27 protein-coding genes and 1 other RNA gene are annotated in these 19,911 nt (G+C 61.4%); 15 read left to right on the top strand and 13 right to left on the bottom strand.

The features are described 5' to 3' along the window. Positions 1-45: 45 nt before the first annotated feature. Positions 46-612, top strand: a complete 567-nt coding sequence (locus QTL94_RS04640) for a helix-turn-helix domain-containing protein (RefSeq protein WP_289800748.1) — start codon at positions 46-48, stop codon at positions 610-612. Between the two features lie 20 nt (positions 613-632). Next, the gene (locus tag QTL94_RS04635; protein WP_289800747.1) at positions 633-1,151 is read left to right on the top strand and encodes a GNAT family N-acetyltransferase; all 519 of its coding nucleotides are present in this window, start codon (positions 633-635) and stop codon (positions 1,149-1,151) included. A 7-nt stretch (positions 1,152-1,158) separates the two neighbouring features. Here the strand turns inward: QTL94_RS04635 and QTL94_RS04630 are convergent, their stop codons facing one another. The 3 genes from QTL94_RS04630 to rpsU form a co-directional block, all read right to left on the bottom strand. Beyond that, entirely contained in the window at positions 1,159-1,626 is a 468-nt protein-coding gene (locus QTL94_RS04630) for a group III truncated hemoglobin (protein ID WP_289800746.1), read from the bottom strand. Positions 1,627-1,738: 112 nt separating this feature from the next. Beyond that, positions 1,739-1,957, bottom strand: coding sequence for a hypothetical protein (locus tag QTL94_RS04625; protein WP_113520638.1), 219 nt, complete (start codon positions 1,955-1,957; stop codon positions 1,739-1,741). Between the two features lie 55 nt (positions 1,958-2,012). After that, the gene (gene rpsU / locus QTL94_RS04620) at positions 2,013-2,249 is read right to left on the bottom strand and encodes a 30S ribosomal protein S21 (RefSeq protein ID WP_065691522.1); all 237 of its coding nucleotides are present in this window, start codon (positions 2,247-2,249) and stop codon (positions 2,013-2,015) included. Positions 2,250-2,558: 309 nt separating this feature from the next. On the opposite strand from rpsU, the gene recF reads away from it, so the two are divergent. The 3 genes from recF to QTL94_RS04605 are packed head-to-tail and all read left to right on the top strand — an operon-like array spanning position 2,559 to position 4,974. Continuing rightward, positions 2,559-3,683, top strand: coding sequence for a DNA replication/repair protein RecF (gene recF / locus QTL94_RS04615; RefSeq protein WP_289800745.1), 1,125 nt, complete (start codon positions 2,559-2,561; stop codon positions 3,681-3,683). Then, on the top strand, positions 3,680-4,504 hold the full coding sequence (locus QTL94_RS04610; RefSeq protein ID WP_289800744.1) for a molybdopterin-synthase adenylyltransferase MoeB: 825 nt from the start codon (positions 3,680-3,682) through the stop codon (positions 4,502-4,504). Before recF ends, QTL94_RS04610 begins: the two co-directional genes overlap by 4 nt. Then, positions 4,501-4,974 (top strand): GNAT family N-acetyltransferase, encoded by a 474-nt coding sequence (locus QTL94_RS04605; protein WP_289800743.1) that lies wholly within the window; start codon positions 4,501-4,503, stop codon positions 4,972-4,974. Before QTL94_RS04610 ends, QTL94_RS04605 begins: the two co-directional genes overlap by 4 nt. On the opposite strand, the gene QTL94_RS04600 is transcribed toward QTL94_RS04605, so the two are convergent. Beyond that, a complete protein-coding gene (locus QTL94_RS04600; protein WP_289800742.1) occupies positions 4,971-5,972 on the bottom strand; it encodes a 2-hydroxyacid dehydrogenase in 1,002 nt (333 codons plus the stop codon). The two genes, QTL94_RS04605 and QTL94_RS04600, sit on opposite strands and share 4 nt — an antisense overlap. A gap of 182 nt (positions 5,973-6,154) precedes the next feature. On the opposite strand from QTL94_RS04600, the gene QTL94_RS04595 reads away from it, so the two are divergent. Next, positions 6,155-6,694 carry an SH3 domain-containing protein gene (locus QTL94_RS04595; protein WP_065691517.1) on the top strand — a complete coding sequence of 180 codons (540 nt, stop codon included), beginning with the start codon at positions 6,155-6,157 and terminating at the stop codon, positions 6,692-6,694. Here the strand turns inward: QTL94_RS04595 and QTL94_RS04590 are convergent. Next, positions 6,687-7,679 (bottom strand): adenosine kinase, encoded by a 993-nt coding sequence (locus QTL94_RS04590; RefSeq protein WP_065691516.1) that lies wholly within the window; start codon positions 7,677-7,679, stop codon positions 6,687-6,689. The genes QTL94_RS04595 and QTL94_RS04590 overlap by 8 nt on opposite strands. A gap of 413 nt (positions 7,680-8,092) precedes the next feature. On the opposite strand from QTL94_RS04590, the gene QTL94_RS04585 reads away from it, so the two are divergent. Next, on the top strand, positions 8,093-9,040 hold the full coding sequence (locus QTL94_RS04585) for an AEC family transporter (protein ID WP_289800741.1): 948 nt from the start codon (positions 8,093-8,095) through the stop codon (positions 9,038-9,040). Between the two features lie 57 nt (positions 9,041-9,097). Here the strand turns inward: QTL94_RS04585 and QTL94_RS04580 are convergent, their stop codons facing one another. After that, positions 9,098-9,673: a c-type cytochrome gene (locus QTL94_RS04580; RefSeq protein WP_065691514.1), complete on the bottom strand. Its 576-nt coding sequence runs from the start codon at positions 9,671-9,673 to the stop codon at positions 9,098-9,100. A gap of 154 nt (positions 9,674-9,827) precedes the next feature. Between QTL94_RS04580 and QTL94_RS04575 the strand changes: the two genes are divergently transcribed. Further along, complete coding sequence (locus tag QTL94_RS04575) at positions 9,828-10,583, top strand: 3-deoxy-manno-octulosonate cytidylyltransferase (RefSeq protein ID WP_289800740.1); 756 nt, start codon at positions 9,828-9,830, stop codon at positions 10,581-10,583. Between the two features lie 10 nt (positions 10,584-10,593). Beyond that, on the top strand, positions 10,594-11,454 hold the full coding sequence (locus QTL94_RS04570) for a prephenate dehydratase (RefSeq protein WP_113520630.1): 861 nt from the start codon (positions 10,594-10,596) through the stop codon (positions 11,452-11,454). 27 nt (positions 11,455-11,481) lie between these two features. Here the strand turns inward: QTL94_RS04570 and QTL94_RS04565 are convergent, their stop codons facing one another. From QTL94_RS04565 to QTL94_RS04545, 5 genes are all read right to left on the bottom strand, one after another. Beyond that, positions 11,482-11,850: a VOC family protein gene (locus QTL94_RS04565; protein ID WP_065691511.1), complete on the bottom strand. Its 369-nt coding sequence runs from the start codon at positions 11,848-11,850 to the stop codon at positions 11,482-11,484. A gap of 100 nt (positions 11,851-11,950) precedes the next feature. After that, the gene (locus tag QTL94_RS04560; RefSeq protein ID WP_289800739.1) at positions 11,951-12,175 is read right to left on the bottom strand and encodes a hypothetical protein; all 225 of its coding nucleotides are present in this window, start codon (positions 12,173-12,175) and stop codon (positions 11,951-11,953) included. A gap of 52 nt (positions 12,176-12,227) precedes the next feature. Further along, a complete protein-coding gene (locus QTL94_RS04555; RefSeq protein ID WP_289800738.1) occupies positions 12,228-12,932 on the bottom strand; it encodes a helix-turn-helix transcriptional regulator in 705 nt (234 codons plus the stop codon). A 9-nt stretch (positions 12,933-12,941) separates the two neighbouring features. After that, positions 12,942-13,904, bottom strand: coding sequence for an NAD(+) diphosphatase (gene nudC / locus QTL94_RS04550; RefSeq protein WP_065691508.1), 963 nt, complete (start codon positions 13,902-13,904; stop codon positions 12,942-12,944). Next, positions 13,901-14,311: an HIT domain-containing protein gene (locus QTL94_RS04545; protein ID WP_289800737.1), complete on the bottom strand. Its 411-nt coding sequence runs from the start codon at positions 14,309-14,311 to the stop codon at positions 13,901-13,903. The genes nudC and QTL94_RS04545 overlap by 4 nt, the downstream gene beginning before the upstream one ends. An 89-nt stretch (positions 14,312-14,400) precedes the next feature. On the opposite strand from QTL94_RS04545, the gene ffs reads away from it, so the two are divergent. The 4 genes from ffs to QTL94_RS04525 all read left to right on the top strand — a co-directional run bounded on the left by ffs (position 14,401) and on the right by QTL94_RS04525 (position 17,404). Then, positions 14,401-14,497: signal recognition particle sRNA small type (gene ffs, locus QTL94_RS04540), an RNA gene on the top strand. Positions 14,498-14,544: 47 nt separating this feature from the next. After that, the gene (locus QTL94_RS04535; RefSeq protein WP_289800736.1) at positions 14,545-16,413 is read left to right on the top strand and encodes a DNA polymerase III subunit gamma/tau; all 1,869 of its coding nucleotides are present in this window, start codon (positions 14,545-14,547) and stop codon (positions 16,411-16,413) included. Positions 16,414-16,435: 22 nt separating this feature from the next. Further along, positions 16,436-16,759, top strand: coding sequence for a YbaB/EbfC family nucleoid-associated protein (locus tag QTL94_RS04530; protein WP_065691506.1), 324 nt, complete (start codon positions 16,436-16,438; stop codon positions 16,757-16,759). Between the two features lie 33 nt (positions 16,760-16,792). Then, a complete protein-coding gene (locus tag QTL94_RS04525; protein ID WP_289800735.1) occupies positions 16,793-17,404 on the top strand; it encodes a LysE family translocator in 612 nt (203 codons plus the stop codon). Between the two features lie 97 nt (positions 17,405-17,501). On the opposite strand, the gene QTL94_RS04520 is transcribed toward QTL94_RS04525, so the two are convergent. Then, a complete protein-coding gene (locus tag QTL94_RS04520; RefSeq protein WP_289800734.1) occupies positions 17,502-17,981 on the bottom strand; it encodes an Lrp/AsnC family transcriptional regulator in 480 nt (159 codons plus the stop codon). Positions 17,982-18,093: 112 nt separating this feature from the next. Here QTL94_RS04520 and QTL94_RS04515 point away from each other — a divergent pair, with 112 nt between their 5' ends. Then, a complete protein-coding gene (locus QTL94_RS04515) occupies positions 18,094-18,663 on the top strand; it encodes an RBBP9/YdeN family alpha/beta hydrolase (protein ID WP_289800733.1) in 570 nt (189 codons plus the stop codon). Here the strand turns inward: QTL94_RS04515 and QTL94_RS04510 are convergent. After that, positions 18,627-19,244 (bottom strand): MOSC domain-containing protein, encoded by a 618-nt coding sequence (locus QTL94_RS04510; RefSeq protein ID WP_289800732.1) that lies wholly within the window; start codon positions 19,242-19,244, stop codon positions 18,627-18,629. The genes QTL94_RS04515 and QTL94_RS04510 overlap by 37 nt on opposite strands. A 57-nt stretch (positions 19,245-19,301) precedes the next feature. Between QTL94_RS04510 and recR the strand changes: the two genes are divergently transcribed. Beyond that, positions 19,302-19,907, top strand: coding sequence for a recombination mediator RecR (gene recR / locus QTL94_RS04505; protein ID WP_289800731.1), 606 nt, complete (start codon positions 19,302-19,304; stop codon positions 19,905-19,907). Positions 19,908-19,911: the final 4 nt, after the last annotated feature.

The following is a 19,911-nucleotide window of genomic DNA, read 5'->3' as shown; positions in this document are numbered from 1 at the left end:
ATCGGACTATGCATTTCTATTATAGTGGAAATGACGGACACGATGATGGAACAGGAACTTGAAACGGCGATCGGCATTCGCATCCGCGGCCTCAGGATGGACAAGAGCCTGACGCTGGACGATCTTGCGAATGCTTCCGGCGTTAGCCGGGCAATGATCTCGCGCATCGAGCGCGGCGAGGCCAGCCCGACGGCCTCCTTGCTGGCGCGGATCTGCGCGGCCCTCGGCCTCTCGCTTTCCGCCTTCTTTGCCGAAAAGGGAGAGGCGTCGCCGCTGGCTCGCCGCCAGGACCAGCAGGTCTGGCGCGACCCGGAGACGGGTTACATGCGCCGCTCTGTTTCGCCGCCGGGTACCGGCTCGGATGTCGATATCGTTGACGTCGAGTTTCCGCCCGGGGCGCGCGTCAGTTTTCCGCCGCACGCCGCAAGCAGCGGTATGACCCAGCACATCTGGCTCTTTGATGGCGAGATGGAGATGACGGCGGGGGAAACGGTTTACCGTCTCCTGCCCGGCGATTGCCTGTTCATGCCCGTGTCCGAAGGCCACGTTTTTCACAATCCCGGCAATACGCCGGCACGTTACTGCGTCGTGCTTGATCGGCGCGGGCGCTAATTTCATCCCAGGAGTAGACCATGACCACCATTCGCCTTCTCGATGCGGCGCAAGCCCGCGCGGCCATTCCAGACCTTTGCGACGTGCTCGTCGATTGCGTCAACGGCGGCGCATCCGTCGGCTTCATGCAGCCCTATGGGGTAGGGGACGCGGAGCCGTATTGGCAGGGCGTTGCGGACGCAGTCGCGGCCGGCGCCACTTTGCTATTCGTCGCGGAACTGGAGGGAAAGGTTGTCGGTACCGTCCAGATCGGTGCGGCCCAGATGCCGAACCAGCCGCATCGCGCCGACCTGAAGAAGCTGCTCGTCAATCGGTCTGCCCGAGGCAAGGGATTGGCGCGTCTGCTGATGGATGCCGCGGAACGAGAGGCTGCGAGCCGTGGCAAGACGATTCTCGTGCTGGATACCGCAACGGGCAGCGATGCCGAAGCGATTTACCCGCGTCTCGGTTGGGAACGTGTTGGCGTCATTCCGGATTATGCGCTCTGGCCGGAAGGCGGCTTTTGCGCCTCGACCTTCTTCTACAAGCGGGTTGCCTGAGCACAGCTCAGGCCGGTTTGCGCTGCGGATCGTCCATCGCCGGATTGTAGAACAGCGATAGCGTCAGGCTCTTGGCGATCCGTTCAGCGGTCGCCATGAACCAGGCTTTCGCTTCGGCATTCGGCGCGATGTCGTCGAGCGTGTCCGAAAACAAGGCCAGCCATTGCGGAAAAAGCGCCGGCGTCAGATCGGCAACGCCGGTATGGGCCTGCACAGGCTTGCCGCCATAGGCGCCGCTGCGGAAGGCGACGGACGACCAGAAGCTCTTCATCTTTGCCATGTGTTCCGGCCAGCGTCCTGAAAGCTTGGCATCGAACACCGGGCCGAGAACGGGGTGCTTGAGCACGCGTGCATAGAATGTCTCGACCAGCAGATCGATAAACGCCGCATCGACGCCCATCGCCCTCATGTCGGCCTCGGCACGCTCGCGTATTGCCGCCACGTGGGCGGCTCGCCCCTGTATCTCAGTATTCATCGTCCGCTCCCGGGCGTCGCAATCCATCCGTATCCCATTTAGGCGCGAGCCGGCAATGGTTTAAGCCCAATGGCGACATGGATCGCCATTAATTGGTTCTGAGAACAGGGCTCTACGTCTTGGTGCGGCTTGCCTTCGCGCGCTTTGGCGGAGCTTCCGCGCCATCGGTCGCGGTTTGTTGCAAGCGCAGCGCTTTGAGCATTTCGGTCTTCTTTTCCCTCGCCTTGGCCTCTGCGGCCACAATTTCCCGCGCGGCCTGATCGGTCGCGTCGGCTTTGTCGCGCGCAGAAAGCCTGCCGGCATTGGAGGGTTCACTATTGGAGCTTGTCACCGCTTGTCCCTTTCTGGGCGCGAAGATCGCATAGTCAAAAGGTTAGGCGCCGGGATCAGCGGGCACGTACGAGCTTCTTCGGCATAGGCAGAAGACCCTCGCGCTGAAGCTTCTTGCGCGCAAGCTTGCGCTGGCGGCGAATTGCTTCCGCCTTTTCGCGCGCGCGCTTCTCCGATGGCTTTTCGTAGGCGCTACGCGCCTTGATTTCGCGGAACAGGCCTTCACGTTGCATCTTCTTCTTAAGCACGCGAAGTGCTTGATCGACATTGTTGTCTCTGACGAGAACTTGCAAAATTTTATCCTTTCGGCGGCGGTTAAGACGAATGGTTGTGGTCGGCAAAACAAAAAGCCGGGCTCGACCCGGCATCTCTTGTCATTCAGCGTCTTGCTGGCAGCACATCCGTGGTCAGGAAACGCGAATGGCCATTGGCAAAGCACGTATGGCGTTTGATATGCTCGGCTTGGAACTGCAGTCGCGAGCAATTCTATAAGGCGAATATAGACTTATCGCAGGATGGGGCAATGGCGGGATCGGAAATAACTTTCTTGCCATCCGCAGCCCCACGGCTTAGCTCTCTGCGGTCAAGAATCCGGATAAAGCATGCCGCACAAGGTCTCATTGTCTCGCCTGAAGCTGACTGACTTTCGCAATTACGCGTCGGTCACGCTGCCGCTTGACTGTCGGCATGTCGTGCTGACTGGCGACAACGGTGCCGGGAAAACGAATCTCATGGAGGCGGTCTCCCTGCTTTCACCGGGACGTGGTCTGCGTCGCGCCACCTATGCGGATATCACGCGCGTTGGCGCCGCTGCCGGCTTCTCGATCTTTGCCGAGGTCGAAGGCATGGAAGGCGAAGTGGAGATCGGTACCGGTGTCGAAACCACCGATGACACCGCCACGCGCCGGCTGCGCATCAATGGAACGCCGGCGAAGACGGCCGATGAGCTGACCGACCATCTGCGCCTGCTCTGGTTGACGCCTTCCATGGACGGCCTGTTCACTGGCGGATCATCCGATCGCCGACGCTTTCTCGACCGTCTCGTGCTGTCGCTTGACCCGGCCCATGGCCGTCGCGCCAGTGATTTCGAGCGTGCCATGCGCAGCCGCAACAAGCTGCTTGACGAGCGGCGCTTCGACCCGTCCTGGCTTGCCGGCATCGAGGAGCAGATGGCGAGCCTCGGCATCGCCATGGCCTTGGCGCGTCAGGAAATGCTCGGCCTTCTTGCCCGGCTTATCGACGAGGCCCGGGAAACCTCTCCGTTCCCATCCGCCTCGCTTGAACTCTCCGGCTTCATGGATGGACAGTTTGGTCGGCCCGCCGTCGACCTCGAGGATGAATATGCGGCGATGCTGGCGGAAAGCCGGTATCGCGATGCCGCTGCCGGTCGCACGCTCGACGGTCCGCACCGCGTCGATCTCTTGGTCCGCCACCGCGACAAGCAGATGGATGCCGCCCGCTGCTCGACCGGAGAACAGAAGGCGCTGCTGGTAGGTCTCATCCTCGCCCATGCGCGCCTCGTCGCCAATCTGACCGGCCATGCCCCGATCCTGCTGCTGGATGAAATCGCAGCGCATCTCGACGAAGGACGGCGCGCAGCCCTGTTCGACCTCATCGATGCATTGGGCGGTCAGGCCTTCATGACCGGCACGGATCGCAGCATGTTTTCTGCCCTCGGTGACCGGGCGCAGTGTTTCACCGTTGCCGATGGAAAGGTTTTCGAATGACGGATCCGGCTTTTCCTGTTCACGAAAGCCATGTTAGCATCGCGCCCATGGAACCCTTGAGCCCTGAAGAGATCGCACGATACCAGCGTCATATCCTGCTTCCTGAAATCGGCGGCGCAGGGCAGCAGAAGCTGAAAGCAGCGCGTGTTCTGGTCATCGGCGCGGGTGGCCTCGGAGCGCCTGTCCTTCAGTATCTCGCGGCTGCCGGCGTCGGCACCGTCGGTATTGCAGACGACGACCGGGTGTCGCTTTCCAATCTGCAGCGCCAGGTGATCCACGATTCCGGCACGATCGGCGAGTTGAAGACGGAAAGTGCTGCCTTCGCGATCGCCAGGCTGAACCCGCATGTGAAGGTGATCCGATTCGAAGAGCGCTTCTCGGCAGAGTCGGCCAGACGTCACCTTTCCGGCTTCGACCTTCTGATCGATGGCTCGGACAATTTCGACACGCGCTATACGGCTGCCGATGCGGCCGAAGCGGCGCGGATCCCGCTTGTGACCGGTGCCGTCGGCCGCTTCGATGGCTCGGTCACGGTCGTGAAGCCCTACGAGACCGGGCCGGATGGAACGCTGAATCCGAGCTATCGCGATCTTTTCCCGGAAAAGCCGCCAGCCGGTCTCATTCCGGTATGCGCCGAAACCGGTGTCATCGGCGCGCTGACCGGCGTCATCGGCACATTGATGGCGATGGAGGCGATCAAGCTTGTCACCGGCACCGGCGAGCCCCTGGTCGGTCGCCTGTTGCTTTACGACGCGATGTCGGCGCGTTTCGATACCATCCGCTACAGGCGCCGGCGTCCGAAACAAAACCAGGCGTCATGAATATCCGGCGCATCGATTCCGGCTTCGATCGTTGGGATGATCTGCTGGCGCTGATCCTCTCGTCGTTCGCCTACATGAACTGTCGGATCGATCCGCCGTCATCCGCGATCGCCTTGACCCCGTCCTCGCTTGCAACGAAGGCGCAAGCCGAGATTGCCTTTCTGGCGCTGGAGGGTGAGATGCTGGTCGGCTGCATCTTTCTTCGGCCGGAAACTGATTGCCTCTATATCGGCAAGCTCGCCATCAGGCCCGACGCACAGGGGCAGGGCATCGGCAGGCGGTTGCTGGAGGTTGCCGAAGAGACGGCGCGGTCCCTGAAGCTATCGACGCTGCGGCTTGAGACGCGAATCGAGCTCGTCGAAAATCACGCCACCTTCGCGCACTGGGGCTTTGCCAAGACAGCGGAAAACTCCCATGCGGGCTTTGCCAGGACGACATCGATCGAGATGCGCAAGATGCTTCCGGCCTAGCGGCCCGGCAACACCCGGTTCGGTGGACGATGGCCGTCGATGAAGGCGCGGATATTGATGATCACCTTCTCGCCCATATCGATGCGGCCCTCGATCGTTGCCGAGCTCATGTGCGGCAGCAGCACGACCTTGCCCTCGTTGGCGAGCTTTATCAGCTTTGGATTGACCGCCGGTTCGTTCTCGAACACATCGAGCCCGGCGCCAGCAAGCCTGCCTTCGCGCAGGCTCTTGATCAGTGCTGCTTCGTCGATCACGTCGCCGCGGGCGGTGTTCACGAGGTAGGCTGTCGGTTGCAGCAGCGCCAGGCGCCGCGCCGACAGAAGGTGGAACGTCGCGGGCGTCGACGGGCAGTTCACGGAGACGATATCGACGCGGGCAAGCATCTGGTCGAGGCTTTCCCAATAGGTCGCCTCGAGTTCGTCTTCCGTGGCCGGGCTGACGCGCTTGCGATTGTGATAGTGGATCGAAAGGCCGAAAGCCTTCGCGCGGCGGGCGACCGCGGTGCCGATGCGGCCCATGCCGACGATCCCGATGCGCTTGCCGTGAATGCGGCGGCCCAGCATCCAGGTCGGCGACCAGCCGGCCCATTCGCCGGGATGGTCGGTCAGTACACGCGCACCTTCGCCGAGACGTCTCGGCACGGCAAGAATGAGCGCCATGTTCATGTCGGCAGTATCTTCGGTCAGGACGTTCGGCGTGTTGGTGACCGTGATCCCCTTGCGGGCAGCAGCCTCGACATCGATGTGATCCGTGCCGTTCGAGAAGCTGGCTATGAGCTTGAGTTGCGGCCCTGCTTCTTCGATCAGGGCGGCATCGATCCGGTCGGTAACCGTCGGAACCAGCACGTCGGCCGTTTTCATGGCTGCCGAGAGTTCGGGCACGGAGCGCGGTGTATCATCGATATTGAGTTCGGCATCGAAGAGTTCGCGCATGCGCGTCTCGACCGCATCCGGCAATTTGCGTGTGATGTAGACCTTCGGTTTTTTCTTCGTCGTCATGCTGCCGGGGCTGCCTTGTTCAGAGGTCCTTAACCAAGACGCGGGATAATTTTCCCGTTCCGGGCAATTTCTACCAGACCCGTGCGCGAAGACAAACAAAACTCGTCCAGCGTGCGTCCGAATGTCGAAGTCCGGAAATCAGGCAGCAGAACTGCCCTGAATTCGAGCGAACGGAAGTCCCCATGCGTAGCACAGTCCTGAAATCATGCCTCGCCCTCGCGATCGGTTTTGTGCTTTCGGCGGGAACCGCCGATCTGGGCCACGCCCAGGCGGCAAAGGGTCCAAGTGGCCTGCCGCTGCCGCGGTTCGTCACGCTGAAGTCCAAGCGCGTCAATCTGCGCATCGGTCCCGGGACCGACTATGCGGCCTCATGGATGTACCTGAAGGCCGGTCTGCCAGTCGAGATCATCCAGGAATACGATAACTGGCGGCAGGTTCGCGATGCCGATGGCACCGAGGGCTGGGTCAATCAGTCGCTGCTCTCAGGCACACGCGCCGCGATCGCGGCGCCGTGGATGAAGGGCAAAGGCAAGGGCGTCTTCGTCAACATGCGCCGCGAGGCGCTGTCGTCGGCAAGCGTGGTTGCCAAGCTCGAGCCGGGTGTGATGATGAACATCGGCGAATGCAACGGTGACTGGTGCTTCGCCAAGACCGACGGCGCCGAAGGTTGGGTGGCGCAGTCGGAAATTTGGGGCGCCTATCCAGGCGAAGCCTTCAAGTAAGGCTTGCCTTCTTCCCGGCGTCAGCAAGCGACACCATCGGCCGTGGGCCGATCTGCTGGATCACGATGCCGGCGGCGAGGCAACCGAGCTTGCCGCAGTCTTCCAGAGTCCGGCCCTGAGTGTAGCCGTAAAGGAAGCCGGCCGCGAAGAGATCGCCGGCACCTGTGGTATCAACGAGCTCGCGGATCTCGATCGCATCGACGTAGTAGCGCTCGCTTCCCTTGAGAATGACGGCACCGTCTTCGCTCATCGTGACAGCTGCGATCTTGCAGTCCTTGGCGATGCTGACGAGCGCCTGCTCGAAATCATCGGTTTCGTAGAGCGCCAGCGCTTCCTGACGGTTGGCGAATACGATATCGACCGTGCCGGAACGCATCAGCTCCAGAAATTCGCCGCGATAGCGGTCGACGCAGAAGCTGTCCGACAGTGTCATCGACATTTCGCGACCGTTCTCGTGGGCAATGCGAGCGCAATCGCGGATCGCTTCCTTGGCCCGCGGCGGATCCCAGAGATAGCCTTCGAAATAGGTGACCTTGGACTGGGCAACGACGTCGGGCTCGACGTCTTCCGGCCCGAGCTCGACGCAGGCGCCGAGATAAGTATTCATCGAGCGCTCGCCGTCTTCCGTCACGAAGATCATCGAGCGTGCCGTCGGCGGGAACTTGCCCTTCGCCGTCGTCTGGTAGTGAACGCCCTGCGCCCGGATGTCGTGCGCGAAGATCTCGCCCAGCTGGTCTTCCGCAACCTTGCCGAAATAAGCGGCCTTGCCACCGAAGCTCGCGACACCGGCGGCCGTGTTGCCGGCGCTGCCGCCCGACGCTTCGAGTGCAGGTCCCATATGGGCGTAAAGCAGCTCGGCGCGCTCGGCATCGATCAGGTTCATCGCTGCCTTGGTGATCTTGTGATCGATGAGGAACTGGTCGTCGCAACGCGCAATGATATCAACGATAGCGTTGCCGACAGTCAGAACGTCGAATTTGGTCATGAAAGGGAAGGTCCCGGTTTTGGTGATAGCCGGTAGTCGGTCTTAGCGAATTTTCACCGCATGGGAAGCAGAAATGCCAGTTCCGCCGCTCTTCTCTTCGCAAAAATGCCCTGGCCACGTCATGCACCTGTCATTTTGGATGGCTATAACGGCGTCAACGAGATTGGCATATGCAGCGTCTACGCTGCAGCCAATTGAGAAGGGATGATGCCCTTCGACGATACCGGAGCGACGCTGACCACGGATGAACTGGCAGCTTTGCAGACCGGCTATCCGGCAGGACCGGATGCGGAAAAGCGGGCATGGCCCGCTTTTTTTGTCCTTGCGATAAGCCTTTGGCGTCATTCACGTTTGTCAGGCCCGCCGATTTGCTGTTAGACCTTTGCTATCAGCATGCAAGGCGCCGCTTTCCGATGTCAGCCATCATTTTCGACGTGCTTCCCATCTTCATCATGATCCTGATCGGCTGGCTGATCGTCAAATCGGGATTGATGAAAGCCGAGATCGGTGATGCGCTGAGCGAATTCGTCTTCAAGATTGCCGTTCCGCTCTTGCTCTTCCGCACGATTGCGCAGGCTGATTTTCACGGGGCGTCGCCCTTTCGGCTCTGGATCGCCTATTTCTCCGGCGTTGCGGTCACATGGTTTGCTGCTCACATTGCTGCGACGCGTTTCTTCGGGCGCGACGACCGTATCGGCGTTCTGGCAGGTGTTTCGTCGGCCTTCGCCAACACGATCTTCATCGGCCTGCCTCTCGTGCAACGAACCGTTGGAGACAAGGGGCTTGTGCCGCTTTCGATCCTGATTGCAATCCATCTGCCGGTGATGATGATCATCGGCACGATCCTGATGGAGCGGGCCGAGCATAAGATTGCTGGCGGGCACGAGCGGAGCATCGCCAAAGTCATCCGGCAAATTGTGCAGAACCTGATCCGCAATCCGCTGGTGATTGGGCTCGCAGGCGGCGCGGTCATGCATATGTTGGGGCTGACAATGCCGGGGCCGGTCGAGATGATCGTGAACCAGATCGCAGGAGTGGCCGGTCCGGTCGCCCTCATCTCGCTTGGCATGGCGCTGCAGAAATACGGCATCTCCGGCAATGTCGGAATTGCCAGCGTCACCTCCGCTTTCAAGCTGCTGCTGCTGCCTGCCTGTGTCTGGACCGCGAGCCATCTTGTGGGGCTCGCGAGCGACTGGACGGCCGCGCTCGTGTTGATTTCGTCTGTCCCGACGGGCGTCAATGCGTGGCTGATCGCCAATCGCTTCGGCGTCGGTCATGGCCTCGCCGCATCCACGATAACGGTGACGACCGCGCTCGGTGCGATTTCCGTATCCTTCTGGGCCTATCTGCTTGGGCCGTGACAAACAAAAAGCCCGGCTTGTGGCCGGGCTCCCGTCATTTTCATGATGCTGTAAAGCTTACTGCGTAGCCGAATCCGGCGCATTCGGGTCCGGCAGCGGAACCGGCGAATCGGCCAGCGTGTGCAGGTAAAGGATGACATTGGCGCGGTCCGCGTCCTTCGGCAGGCCGGCGAAGCCCATCGCCGTGCCGGCAACGTACTTCTTCGGAGCTGCGAGGAAGTGGCTCAAGTGGTCGAACGTCCACTTCTCGCTGCCACCCTTGGAGAAGTCCTTCATGGCCGAAGAGTAGGCGAAGCCTTCATGCGAGGCTATCGGACGATCTACGACACCAAAGAGGTTCGGCCCGACCTTGTTCGGTCCCCCTTTAGTGCCGTCATGACAGGCCTGACACTTCTTGAACACAGCCTCGCCAGCCTTCGCATCGGCCTTGGCGAGCAATTGCGCGATCGGAACGGCTGCGGCCGGTGCGGCCTCACCACCGCCAGCGGCTGATGCTTCTTCCGCAACGATTGCGAAGCCTTCCTTCTCCGGCTTCTCGGAATGAAAGATTCCCTCCGACGCGATGGAGACCGTCATCAGAACGAAAATCGTCCCTAGCAGCGCCCCCACTGCCGTATTCACGTATGAATTCATCTGCAATGCTCCCCTCGCAGCCGGCAGACATAAAACCGGACCATCTTGAAATCGCGCGGAACCTATGTCTTTTGGCTATCTGTTGCAACAGTCTAAATGGTCTACTGCGTGAGACTTTTTGACACTTTTCCGCCCGGATTTGAAGGCCTGAACAATGACCAGTCCAAATTTAGATAACGTCCTCGTGCTCATCCCCGCGCGCTTGGCGTCGACCCGCCTTCCGGGCAAACCGCTTGCCGATATCTGTGGCCTGCCGATGATCGTGCAGGTGGGCTTGAGAGCCAAGGAAGCCAATATCGGTCGCGTCGTTGTCGCGGTTGATGATCAGCAGGTTTTCGACGTTGTGTCCCAAGCCGGCTTCGAGGTCGTCATGACCAGCAAGGATCACCAGTCCGGGTCGGATCGCATCTACGAAGCGCTGATGAAGATCGACCCTGAGGGCAAGGCGCAGTACATCGTCAATGTTCAGGGCGATCTGCCGACCATCGAGCCGGAAACCGTACGTGCATCGTTGCGTCCGCTGGAAGACGAGCGCGTCGATATCGCCACGTTGACCATCGAGATCGACAACGAGGCAGACAAGAAGGCGCCGCATATTGTCAAGATCGTCGGTTCTCCACTTTCAGAAAACCGCCTGCATGCGCTCTATTTTACCCGTGCGACCGCACCCTATGGCGAGGGCCCGCTCTACCACCACATCGGCCTTTATGCCTATCGGCGCAGCGCCCTAGAGCGCTTCGTCTCGCTCGGCCCCTCGGTTCTGGAAAAGCGTGAGTCGCTCGAGCAGCTGCGGGCCCTGGAAGCCGGCATGCGCATCGATGCCGAGATCGTTGACACGGTTCCGCTCGGTGTCGATACTCCCGCCGACCTTGAAAAGGCGCGGCGCATACTCTCCGCAAAATCGAACTGACGAGTTTCCTATGAACATCAAGACCAACAGGATCGCCTTCCAGGGCGACTTCGGCGCGAATTCGGACATGGCGTGCCGCGACATGTTCCCGACGATGGAGCCGCTGCCCTGCCAGACGTTTGAGGATGCCTTTGTCGCCGTCGATAACGGCGAGGCCGATCTCGCGATGATCCCGATCGAAAACACGATCGCCGGCCGCGTCGCCGACATTCATCATTTGCTTCCGGAATCGCGCCTGCACATCATCGGCGAGTACTTCATGCCGATCCGCTTCCAGCTGATGGTGCTGCCCGGCGTCACCAAGGACGAGATTCGTACGGTTCACAGCCATATTCATGCTCTCGGCCAGTGCCGCAAGATCGTGCGCGCCAACGGCTGGAAGGCTGTTGTAGCGGGCGACACGGCCGGTGCCGCAAAGCTGGTGCAGGAAACCGGCGATCGCTCGATGGCCGCCCTTGCCCCGCGTCTTGCCGCGGATCTCTATGGCCTCGATATCGTTGCCGAAAATGTCGAAGACACGGAAGACAACGTTACTCGCTTCGTCATCCTCTCGCGCGATGAAGAATGGTCGCATCGGTCCTCGGACGAGGAGAAGCTGGTAACGACTTTCGTCTTCAATGTCCGGAACATCCCGGCGGCGCTTTACAAGGCGCTCGGCGGCTTTGCCACCAACGGCATCAACATGACGAAGCTTGAAAGCTATCAGCTGGGCGGACGGTTCGTCGCAACCCAGTTTTATGCCGATATCGAAGGTCATCCAAACGACGCCAATGTCCGGCGAGCCCTGGAAGAACTGCGGTTCTTCTCCGAAAAAGTCCGCATCCTCGGCGTCTACAAGGGCCACCCGATGCGTGGCCAGCTGCAGAAATAAGATGGGGCGCCAGTGGCGCCCTTTTTGTTACTTGTCCGGCTCACAAACCCGTAGCCGATGCCCGTCCGGATCGAGAACGACGAAGGTCGGCCCGAAATCCAGGTCGGTCAGGTCCTGCGCGATCGGCAGGTGGCGGCTGCGCCAATCTTCGTAGAGGCGCGAGACACCGTTTTCTCCGGGAACCATGAAGGCGATCTCGGCCCGGCTGCCGGTGGCCGAGGGTTGAGGCGCGACCTTGCTCAGCCGCCAGAGGCCGAGGGTGAAGCCCCCGTCGAGCGCGAAGGCGACGAAATTCGGCGCGGCCGCCACCGGTTCGCGGCCAAGCAGGCCCCGATAGAACGTCGCGCTTTCGGCGGGATCCTTGACGTAAAGAATAATCAGGTTCGGACTGTTCATCATTTTTCCCTCTCAGTGTTAATTGGTCGCAATGTCGCGGAGGCCGCTGCGGCCGCAGTCGAATGCGGCCCGGATCGGTGTCGGGAGCGATGCTATTGAGCTATCGTTCGGCGTCGCAGAGACGCCAATCCGTGAAGCCGAATTCGCGCCTCATGTTCTCGGATATCGTCCGCGGATCGAGGTGCGGATGGTGGTTTCTGGCCATCCGGCGCGAGGCGTTCATCATCATCCGCAGCATCAGGGATTGCGGATATCCGACCTCGCTGGAAGCGTCTTCGGCGAGTCGGTTGCCGCACTTTGCTTCTGTGTGGTTCAGGCTCGTCATATCAGTTCCTCCTGTTTGGATGAGACTGATATTAGCGCTACATGCTGTCAGTTTATGGCAGTAGTGTTTGGCGTTCTGGCGGAATGTGTTCCCGGTCACGCCACTCCTGCAGAAGCACCGCGCGGCGTCGCGGATACCGCACGTCCTGCGTCGTCATTTCAACGATACGGTCTGTGCGGAAGTGGCGATAGTCTTGCCGTAGCTCGCACCATGCCACCACCATGCGGACCTGCTCGAGGTAGCTGATCGCAAACGGCCAGACATTGCGGATCGAGACGGTGCCGCCCTCGTCCGTATAGGTCAGCTTCAGAACCCGCTCGTTGCGGATCGCTTTTCGAATGATGCTGAGATCGGCCTTGCTGGCGATGGGTGGGCGCATATGGATCAGAAGCGGCGAAGTTTCGATCTCGTCACGGATCTCGCGCGGCAGCACGTCGGCGATTTTTGCCAGGGCATCGGCGCCGGCTGCCGCCAGGCGCGGATCGGCTGCACGCGCCACCCAGCGGGACCCCAGAACCAGTGCTTCGATCTCGTCTTGCGAGAACATCATCGGCGGCAGCATGAAGCCCGGCTTCAGGATGTAGCCGAGCCCGGGTTCGCCCTCGATCAGCGCACCCTGCGCCTGCAGGCTGGCGATGTCGCGATAGAGCGTGCGGATGCTGACGCCGGTCTCTTCCGCCAGAACGGCACCACTGACCGGCCGCCGGTAGCGGCGCAACGTTTGCAGCAGGGTCAGCAGGCGTTCGGAGCGCGCCATGGCACGAGCCTATCGGTTTTTCCACTCCACCCAGTCACGCATCAGGCGGTGGGCAATGGCGCCCTTCGGTGGCGGTGCCTTGCCTGTGCTGCCCGGGCGTTCGAGCATCTCGAGCGTTTCCTCGCGCGTGAACCAGCGGCAGTCTTCCAACTCCTGCTCGTCGCGCTTGATCTCGGTCGACTTGGCTTCCGCATAGCAGCCGATCATCAGCGTATGCGGCATCGGCCAGGGCTGCGAGGCGTGATAGCGGATCCGTGCCGTGTGGATGCCCGATTCCTCAAGCGTCTCCCGGCGAACCGCGTTCTCGATCGTCTCTCCCGGCTCGACGAAGCCGGCGAGACAGGAATACATCCCCGGCGCAAAATGCGGGCTGCGGCCGAGCAGGCAGAGATCACGCTCCTCGTCCACCGCCAGCATGATCACGACGGGATCGGTACGCGGAAAGATCGTGTGTTCGCAGGCGGTGCAAATACGCTTGTAGCCGCCGATGTGGATCTCCATCATCGAGCCACAGCGACCGCAGTACTTGTTGTCCCGGTTCCATCGGATGAGGCTTGCCCCCTGGGCGAATTCGCCCAGCAGGACCTCGTCGATCAGCATTTCTCGAAACAGCGAGCGGCCGTCGGCCGGCTTGTACTGGCTGGCTAGCTCTTCTTCGGAGACACCAACGGGAACGGCAAGGCGCGGCTCTCCGGTCTTACGGTAGCCGAGCAGAACGGTCTCGTCCCAGTTGGGTTTCAGGTCCTTCAGTTCGTAGCGCGCAAACAGCGGATCAAGCACCTGTCCGTCGTGCTTCAGAACCAGCTTGTCTCCGGTGAAGGCAAAGATATGCGTGCCTTCCTTGGCAAGCGCGGCGTCCACGGACGTCTCGTCACGGTGCTCGGAGTCGCGGATCAGGTCATTGGCGGCAAAGGCGGTCAGATTGCTGGGTTCCGGATGTGGGACATCCGAATCGAAAAGCGAACGGCTCATGATGAAAGGGCTTCCCGCAACGTCTCTATGAATTCATCTCTCTTTGCGTCTTCGTAGGCTTCCGCCTTGCCGAATCCCCAGACGGGACCCGGCCAGTTGGCATCGCCTTCGAAGCGGGCAATGACATGAACATGAAGCTGCCGAACGATGTTGCCAAGGGCCCCGATATTGATTTTCGTCGCGCCGGTGATCTTCTTCAATGCCGTTGCCGCAAGCTCCGTCTCGAAGGTCAGCATCACCTGGTCGAGAGGCGTCAGCTCGAAGACCTCGGTGACATCGGCCCGCCGAGGCACCAGAATCAGCCACGGCCAGCGGGAATCCTTGGACAGGCGGATGTCACAGAGCCCCGTCCGCATGACACTGACGCTGTCGTTTTGAAGCCGATGGTCGAGCGTGAAGACGTCCAACAGGTATTCCTCCAGAGTTTTCCAAAGGCTAGCAGTTTTTTTTGAGCTTGGCTTGCTTTTGATGACGATATTGCCGATATGTGCATCCGGGAGGTTGGTGGTGGACGAGCCACTCGCCAACCGGGTCAGGTCCGGAAGGAAGCAGCCCTAACGAGCCCGGCACGGGTCATCGTGCCAGCCTCCCACCCTTCTCTCCATTCTTTGCCCGAGCAGTCCGGGCGCTAAGCAGGGCGATGAGCGACACCGAGCGACAATCACAAGATGCCGCCTCGACAGGCACCGGATACCGGGTGCTGGCACGCAAATACCGCCCCAAGGATTTCACGGATCTGATGGTCGGCCAGGAGCCGATGGTCCAGACCCTGACCAACGCCTTCGAGACCGGCCGCATTGCCCAGGCCTACATGCTGACCGGCGTCCGCGGGGTCGGCAAGACGACGACGGCCCGCATTCTGGCGCGTGCGCTGAACTACAAGACCCCAGAGATCGACAAGCCGACGATCGACCTCCGCATCCCCGGCGAACACTGCCAGGCGATCATGGAAGGCCGCCATGTCGATGTCATCGAGATGGACGCCGCCTCTCACACCGGTATCGACGACATCCGCGAGATCATCGAGCAGGTGCGCTACCGGCCGGTGTCGGCGCGCTACAAGGTCTACATCATCGACGAAGTGCACATGCTCTCGACGCAGGCCTTCAACGGCCTGCTGAAGACGCTTGAAGAGCCGCCGGAACATGTGAAGTTCATCTTCGCCACCACCGAAATCCGTAAAGTTCCGATCACGGTTCTGTCGCGTTGCCAGCGCTTCGATCTGCGCCGCATTAGCGCGTCTGATCTCGTCGGCCTGTTCACGACGATTGCTTCGAAGGAAGGGATCGACGCACAGCCCGATGCACTTGCGATGATCGCCCGCGCTGCCGAAGGCTCCGCCCGTGACGGCCTCTCGCTGCTCGACCAGGCCATCGCCCATGGCGGTGGTGCCGTGTTGACGGAAGCCGTGCGCGGAATGCTCGGCCTTGCCGACCGCGCCCGCATCGTCGATCTTTTCCAACATGTCGTCAGAGGCGATGTCGCTGCCGCGCTTGGCGAGTTTGGAAGTCAGTATGAAGCAGGCGCGAACCCTGTCGCGGTCCTGACCGATCTGGCTGATTTCACGCACTTGGTGACCCGCCTGAAGTATGTCCCGGATGCGGCCAACGATCCGTCGCTCAGCGAAATCGAACGCACCAAGGCGGCGGAATTCGCAAAAGGCATCGCCGTCACGACGTTGTCGCGTATCTGGCAGATGCTTTTGAAGGGCATTCCCGAGGCCGAGGCATCGTCGAGACCTGCCGGTGCTGCTGAAATGGTGCTGATCCGTCTGGCCCATGCCGCGCACCTGCCGGCGCCGGAAGATGCCGCGCGTCGTCTCGCCGAGTTCTCCGAAAACAATGGTGGCGGTGGTCGCTCTCCCGCACCATCAGGAAATGGTGGCGGCGCCACGGTCAATTACCAGGGCAATGTGATGGCCCGCGCCACGGAAGCCGCGCCGCCGCGACCGCAGGCACCGGGCCCGACCGCCATGCTTCGCGCGGTCCCCAACCTCGATCCGCAGTCGATGCCTGTCGGCCGTATCGAAGCGAAGCCGGCCGAGGCGCCGAAGCCGCTGGTGTCGGTCAATTCCGTCAGCGACATCGTCGATCTCGCCGGCGAGAAACGCGACGTGAAGATCAAGGCGCTGGTGCGCAACTTCGTGCGGCCCGTGCGCGTCCAGCCCGGTATCCTCGACGTCAACCTGACGGAAGGCGCGCCTGGCACGCTGCTCAATGAGTTGGCGGTCAAGCTCAAGGAATGGACTGGTATCCACTGGATCGTCAGCCTCAGCCGCGAAGCCGGCCAGCCGACCATGGTCGAGGCGGAAGCCCGCGCCAAGGAGCAGCAGGTCAGCGATGCCCGGCAGGACCCCGATGTTGCCGCGATCCTCGCGCAGTTCCCCGGCGCCAAGATCATCGACGTTCGCGTCAGGGCGCCGGAGCCTGAAGAGGAGGAGGTCAAGGCACCCGCTGCCGCCGAATCCGAAGAGGGCGATATCCTGCCCGGCGACGACATAGAATTCTGAGAGACCAAGAAGGAGCAAGACGATGCGCGACATCATGGGCATGATGGGCAAAGTCAAGGAAATGCAGGCCAAGATGGAGCAGATGCAGGCGGAAATCGCCGAGCTCACGGCCGAAGGCAAGTCCGGCGGCGGTCTGGTGACCGTTGTTCTGAGTGGCAAGGGCGAAATGAAAAGCCTGAAAATCGATCCGTCGCTGTTCAAGGAAGACGATGTCGAAATCCTCGAGGACCTGATCGTCGCGGCTCACAAGGACGCCAAGGACAAAGCTGAAGCCGTCGCGGCCGAAAAGACCAAGGCGCTCACAGCCGGCCTGCCGATTCCGCCCGGCTTCAAGATGCCGTTCTGAGATCGCGCAGGGCTTCAGCGCAGGGGAGGCGATATGAGTCTGACGACATTGCTGGTCTTCGCCGGCGCGCTGTTCATTGCCGCCGCGACGCCGGGGCCGAGTGTGGCCGCGCTGGTCGCTCGGGTCCTGTCCAAGGGGCCGCGCGACGTCCTCCCGTTCATTTTTGGCCTGTGGAGCGGCGACGCGATCTGGCTGACCTTTGCCGTGGCTGGCCTCTCCGCGATCGCCACGACCTTCTACCACGCCTTCCTCGTCATCAAATGGCTCGGCGTGCTCTATCTTCTCTATCTCGCCTGGAAAATGTGGTTCGCGAAGCCCGACGCTGAGGCAGAGACGCTGCCGGAGGCCAAATCTCCTGGCCGGCTTTTTCTCACGGGTCTGGCGATTGCGCTAGGCAATCCGAAGATCATGATGTTCTACGTCGCGCTGCTGCCGTCGATCATCGACATCCGTTCCGTGTCGATCCTGGGATGGGTCGAGCTGGTAGCCACGCTCTTCCTCGTGCTTGCAGTCGTCGATCTCAGCTGGACGTTTCTTGCTGCCAAGGCCCGTAAGTTCCTGAAGAGCCCGCGCGCCGTTCAGATTGCCAACCGCGCCAGCGCAGGGACGATGGCCGGCGCGGCGGCGGCGATTGCCATGCGATGAAGACTGGCGCTTGCCGGTCCGCGCCTCGTACCTCGATTTCCTCTGACGGCGTATGGTGTGCGTCCGCCCGCCGGGCTGAGCGGTCCGCTGAAATGCGTCAGCGCGCCCGTGCGAGCCGCAGCAGGTCGCGTCCGATAGCTTTCACGGGCTCGCTGCGCAACACCAGTGACGTGGTCACCGCGCCATAGCGGGCAATGCTGTCCACGATGATTTCAAGCTCTGAAGGTGTTGGCACCAGCACCTTCAGAATGAAGCAGTCCTCGCCGGTCAGACGCAGCACCTCGATAACCTGCGGCATTTCCGAGAACTGCTTCAGGCACGCCCGGATATGCTCATGGGTCGTCCGCAAGCGGATGACCGCCATCATCCCGAGGCCAAGCGCTGCAGCGCTGATCCGCGCGCCGTACCCTTCCACGATCCCGCGTTCTTCCAGCCGTTTCAGTCTCTCCGACGTTGCCGGTTGGGAGAGGCCGACCTGCCTGCCGAGCTCCGAAACGGAGATGCGACCATCGCGCTGGAGGATCTCGATGATCATCACATCGGTGGGGTCGAGTTGGCGTTCGCCGAAATCATTCATCAAGCATCACCTTTAATCTATCGGCTTCGGATGATTTTTTCCGATGCTTTCCCATGTCTGTCGGCGACTGTCTCATGCAGTTTGCAGCGCTGGCAACAGGAAAGGAGATGCTATGAGGGATGTGATCGTGCTGCCCGGGATCGGCGGTTCGGGCGAGGCGCATTGGCAATCGCACTGGGAGAAAGCCGAGACCAGAATGCGCCGATTTTCACCGCCGAGCTGGGATCATCCGGTGCTTGATGATTGGATCGAAGCGCTCGATCGCGAGGCGGGCAAATCGGCCGAGCCGCCGTTGCTCGTCGCCCATAGCCTTTCCTGCCTGCTGGTTGCACACTGGGCTGAACAATCTCGGCGTGCCGCTGCCGGCGCTGTGCTGGTTGCGCCTCCCGATCCGACATCTTCTGTTTTCCCGGGCGAGGCGGTGAGTTTCGCCAATCCGCCCACGGCAGCGTTGCCGTTCGCGTCTCTCGTCGTCGCGAGCAGCAATGATGACTATGGTTCACTCGCATATGCGCGTACCTGTGCCAGCCAATGGGGAAGCGCATTCCTCGACGTCGGTGCCTATGGTCACCTCAACGGCAGCAGCGGTCTCGCCGATTGGCCGCAGGGACGTGCCGCTCTGGCGGCTTTCGAGGCAAGCCTCGGTCAGGCTTCTTCCTCGAGAGCCCTGCGCAGCTTGTAGTGGATCGGTGCCGCGAGGTATCGGGTTCGATCGTCGACCGAAAGCCGCCTGCCGAAGGTTGCCATCATTTCCGGTAGCATCACTCTCGCGCCGCTGAACGAGCGAAGCTCGATGCTCTCACCCGCGGTGACCGTGCCGCTTCGAATGACCCGGCAATAGACGCCGGGTCGCGCTACTTCGGTATAGCGCTTGACGAACTGGGGATCGCCCATCCGGGCAGCGAAGGTCGCGCAGGGAATGCGGGCCGCGGTCACCTCGAGCTCGATATCGCTGGCGACAAATCGGTCACCGACTGCCACCTCTCTGTTGTCCAGCCCGCTGACCACCAGATTTTCGCCGAAGGTGCCGGGTTCTAGTGGATGCCCCAATTGCTTCGACCACCAATCCAGCGTGAGCGAGCCCTCCAGGTAGACGGCCTGATCGACGCCGCCGTGGTGCTTGCGATTGCAGATCGCATCCCCGACCAGCCCTTCGGCATCGACCAGCACACCGCCGCGAAGCGGGTGTTTGTTGATGCCGGTCTTGTAGCTTTTGCCGGGCAGCCTTTCGGCATTGCCAATGCACACGGCGAGGATTTTCATGCGGTCCGTGGTCCTTGCGTGTTTCCGTTTTCGCAACATATGGGCTAAGAACCGCTCATGGCAAAGCGAGTCACCGGCCCCGAAATCGAAAAACTCATCCAGCTCCTGGCGAAGGTGCCGGGCCTTGGCCCGCGCTCCGCGCGCCGCGCCGCCCTGCATCTGATCAAGAAGAAGGACCAGTTGCTCGGACCCCTGTCGAACGCGATGGGCGAGGCCTACGACAAGGTCAAGATCTGTTCCCGTTGCGGCAACGTCGATACCGTTGATCCGTGCACGGTCTGCACGGACGAGCGGCGCGATCAATCCCTCATCATTGTCGTCGAGGACGTCTCCGATCTATGGGCGCTGGAACGCGCCGCCGCGCTCAACGCTGCCTATCACGTTCTGGGCGGCACGCTGTCGCCGCTCGATGGCGTCGGGCCGGATGATCTCAACATTCGAGGTCTGATCGAGCGCGTGAGCGCCGGCGGCATCCGCGAGCTGATCATCGCCGTCAACGCCACTGTCGAGGGGCAAACGACAGCACACTATATAACTGACCAGCTGTCCGGCCTCGACGTGAAGATCACGCGATTGGCGCATGGCGTGCCGGTCGGCGGCGAACTTGATTATCTCGACGAAGGCACGCTGACGGCCGCGCTGAGAGCCCGAACCGTCATCTAGGGGG

It is taken from the genome of Rhizobium sp. S96, assembly GCF_030382195.1.
Lineage (GTDB): Bacteria > Pseudomonadota > Alphaproteobacteria > Rhizobiales > Rhizobiaceae > Rhizobium.
This window is presented reverse-complemented; position numbering and strand designations above follow the sequence as displayed.

Bases quoted from the DNA above. Each gene is read 5' to 3' on its own strand.
- QTL94_RS04510 (WP_289800732.1), bottom strand. From the start codon at position 19,244: ATGAAAATCCTCGCCGTGTGCATTGGCAATGCCGAAAGGCTGCCCGGC.
- QTL94_RS04515 (WP_289800733.1), top strand. From the start codon at position 18,094: ATGAGGGATGTGATCGTGCTGCCCGGGATCGGCGGTTCGGGCGAGGCG.
- recR (WP_289800731.1), top strand. From the start codon at position 19,302: ATGGCAAAGCGAGTCACCGGCCCCGAAATCGAAAAACTCATCCAGCTC.
- QTL94_RS04560 (WP_289800739.1), bottom strand. From the start codon at position 12,175: ATGACGAGCCTGAACCACACAGAAGCAAAGTGCGGCAACCGACTCGCC.
- QTL94_RS04555 (WP_289800738.1), bottom strand. From the start codon at position 12,932: ATGGCGCGCTCCGAACGCCTGCTGACCCTGCTGCAAACGTTGCGCCGC.
- QTL94_RS04640 (WP_289800748.1), top strand. From the start codon at position 46: ATGGAACAGGAACTTGAAACGGCGATCGGCATTCGCATCCGCGGCCTC.
- QTL94_RS04605 (WP_289800743.1), top strand. From the start codon at position 4,501: ATGAATATCCGGCGCATCGATTCCGGCTTCGATCGTTGGGATGATCTG.
- QTL94_RS04525 (WP_289800735.1), top strand. From the start codon at position 16,793: ATGAGTCTGACGACATTGCTGGTCTTCGCCGGCGCGCTGTTCATTGCC.
- QTL94_RS04530 (WP_065691506.1), top strand. From the start codon at position 16,436: ATGCGCGACATCATGGGCATGATGGGCAAAGTCAAGGAAATGCAGGCC.
- QTL94_RS04520 (WP_289800734.1), bottom strand. From the start codon at position 17,981: ATGAATGATTTCGGCGAACGCCAACTCGACCCCACCGATGTGATGATC.
- nudC (WP_065691508.1), bottom strand. From the start codon at position 13,904: ATGAGCCGTTCGCTTTTCGATTCGGATGTCCCACATCCGGAACCCAGC.
- QTL94_RS04580 (WP_065691514.1), bottom strand. From the start codon at position 9,673: ATGAATTCATACGTGAATACGGCAGTGGGGGCGCTGCTAGGGACGATT.
- QTL94_RS04595 (WP_065691517.1), top strand. From the start codon at position 6,155: ATGCGTAGCACAGTCCTGAAATCATGCCTCGCCCTCGCGATCGGTTTT.
- recF (WP_289800745.1), top strand. From the start codon at position 2,559: ATGCCGCACAAGGTCTCATTGTCTCGCCTGAAGCTGACTGACTTTCGC.
- QTL94_RS04575 (WP_289800740.1), top strand. From the start codon at position 9,828: ATGACCAGTCCAAATTTAGATAACGTCCTCGTGCTCATCCCCGCGCGC.
- QTL94_RS04570 (WP_113520630.1), top strand. From the start codon at position 10,594: ATGAACATCAAGACCAACAGGATCGCCTTCCAGGGCGACTTCGGCGCG.
- QTL94_RS04600 (WP_289800742.1), bottom strand. From the start codon at position 5,972: ATGACGACGAAGAAAAAACCGAAGGTCTACATCACACGCAAATTGCCG.
- QTL94_RS04565 (WP_065691511.1), bottom strand. From the start codon at position 11,850: ATGAACAGTCCGAACCTGATTATTCTTTACGTCAAGGATCCCGCCGAA.
- QTL94_RS04535 (WP_289800736.1), top strand. From the start codon at position 14,545: ATGAGCGACACCGAGCGACAATCACAAGATGCCGCCTCGACAGGCACC.
- QTL94_RS04585 (WP_289800741.1), top strand. From the start codon at position 8,093: ATGTCAGCCATCATTTTCGACGTGCTTCCCATCTTCATCATGATCCTG.
- QTL94_RS04630 (WP_289800746.1), bottom strand. From the start codon at position 1,626: ATGAATACTGAGATACAGGGGCGAGCCGCCCACGTGGCGGCAATACGC.
- QTL94_RS04590 (WP_065691516.1), bottom strand. From the start codon at position 7,679: ATGACCAAATTCGACGTTCTGACTGTCGGCAACGCTATCGTTGATATC.
- QTL94_RS04610 (WP_289800744.1), top strand. From the start codon at position 3,680: ATGACGGATCCGGCTTTTCCTGTTCACGAAAGCCATGTTAGCATCGCG.
- QTL94_RS04635 (WP_289800747.1), top strand. From the start codon at position 633: ATGACCACCATTCGCCTTCTCGATGCGGCGCAAGCCCGCGCGGCCATT.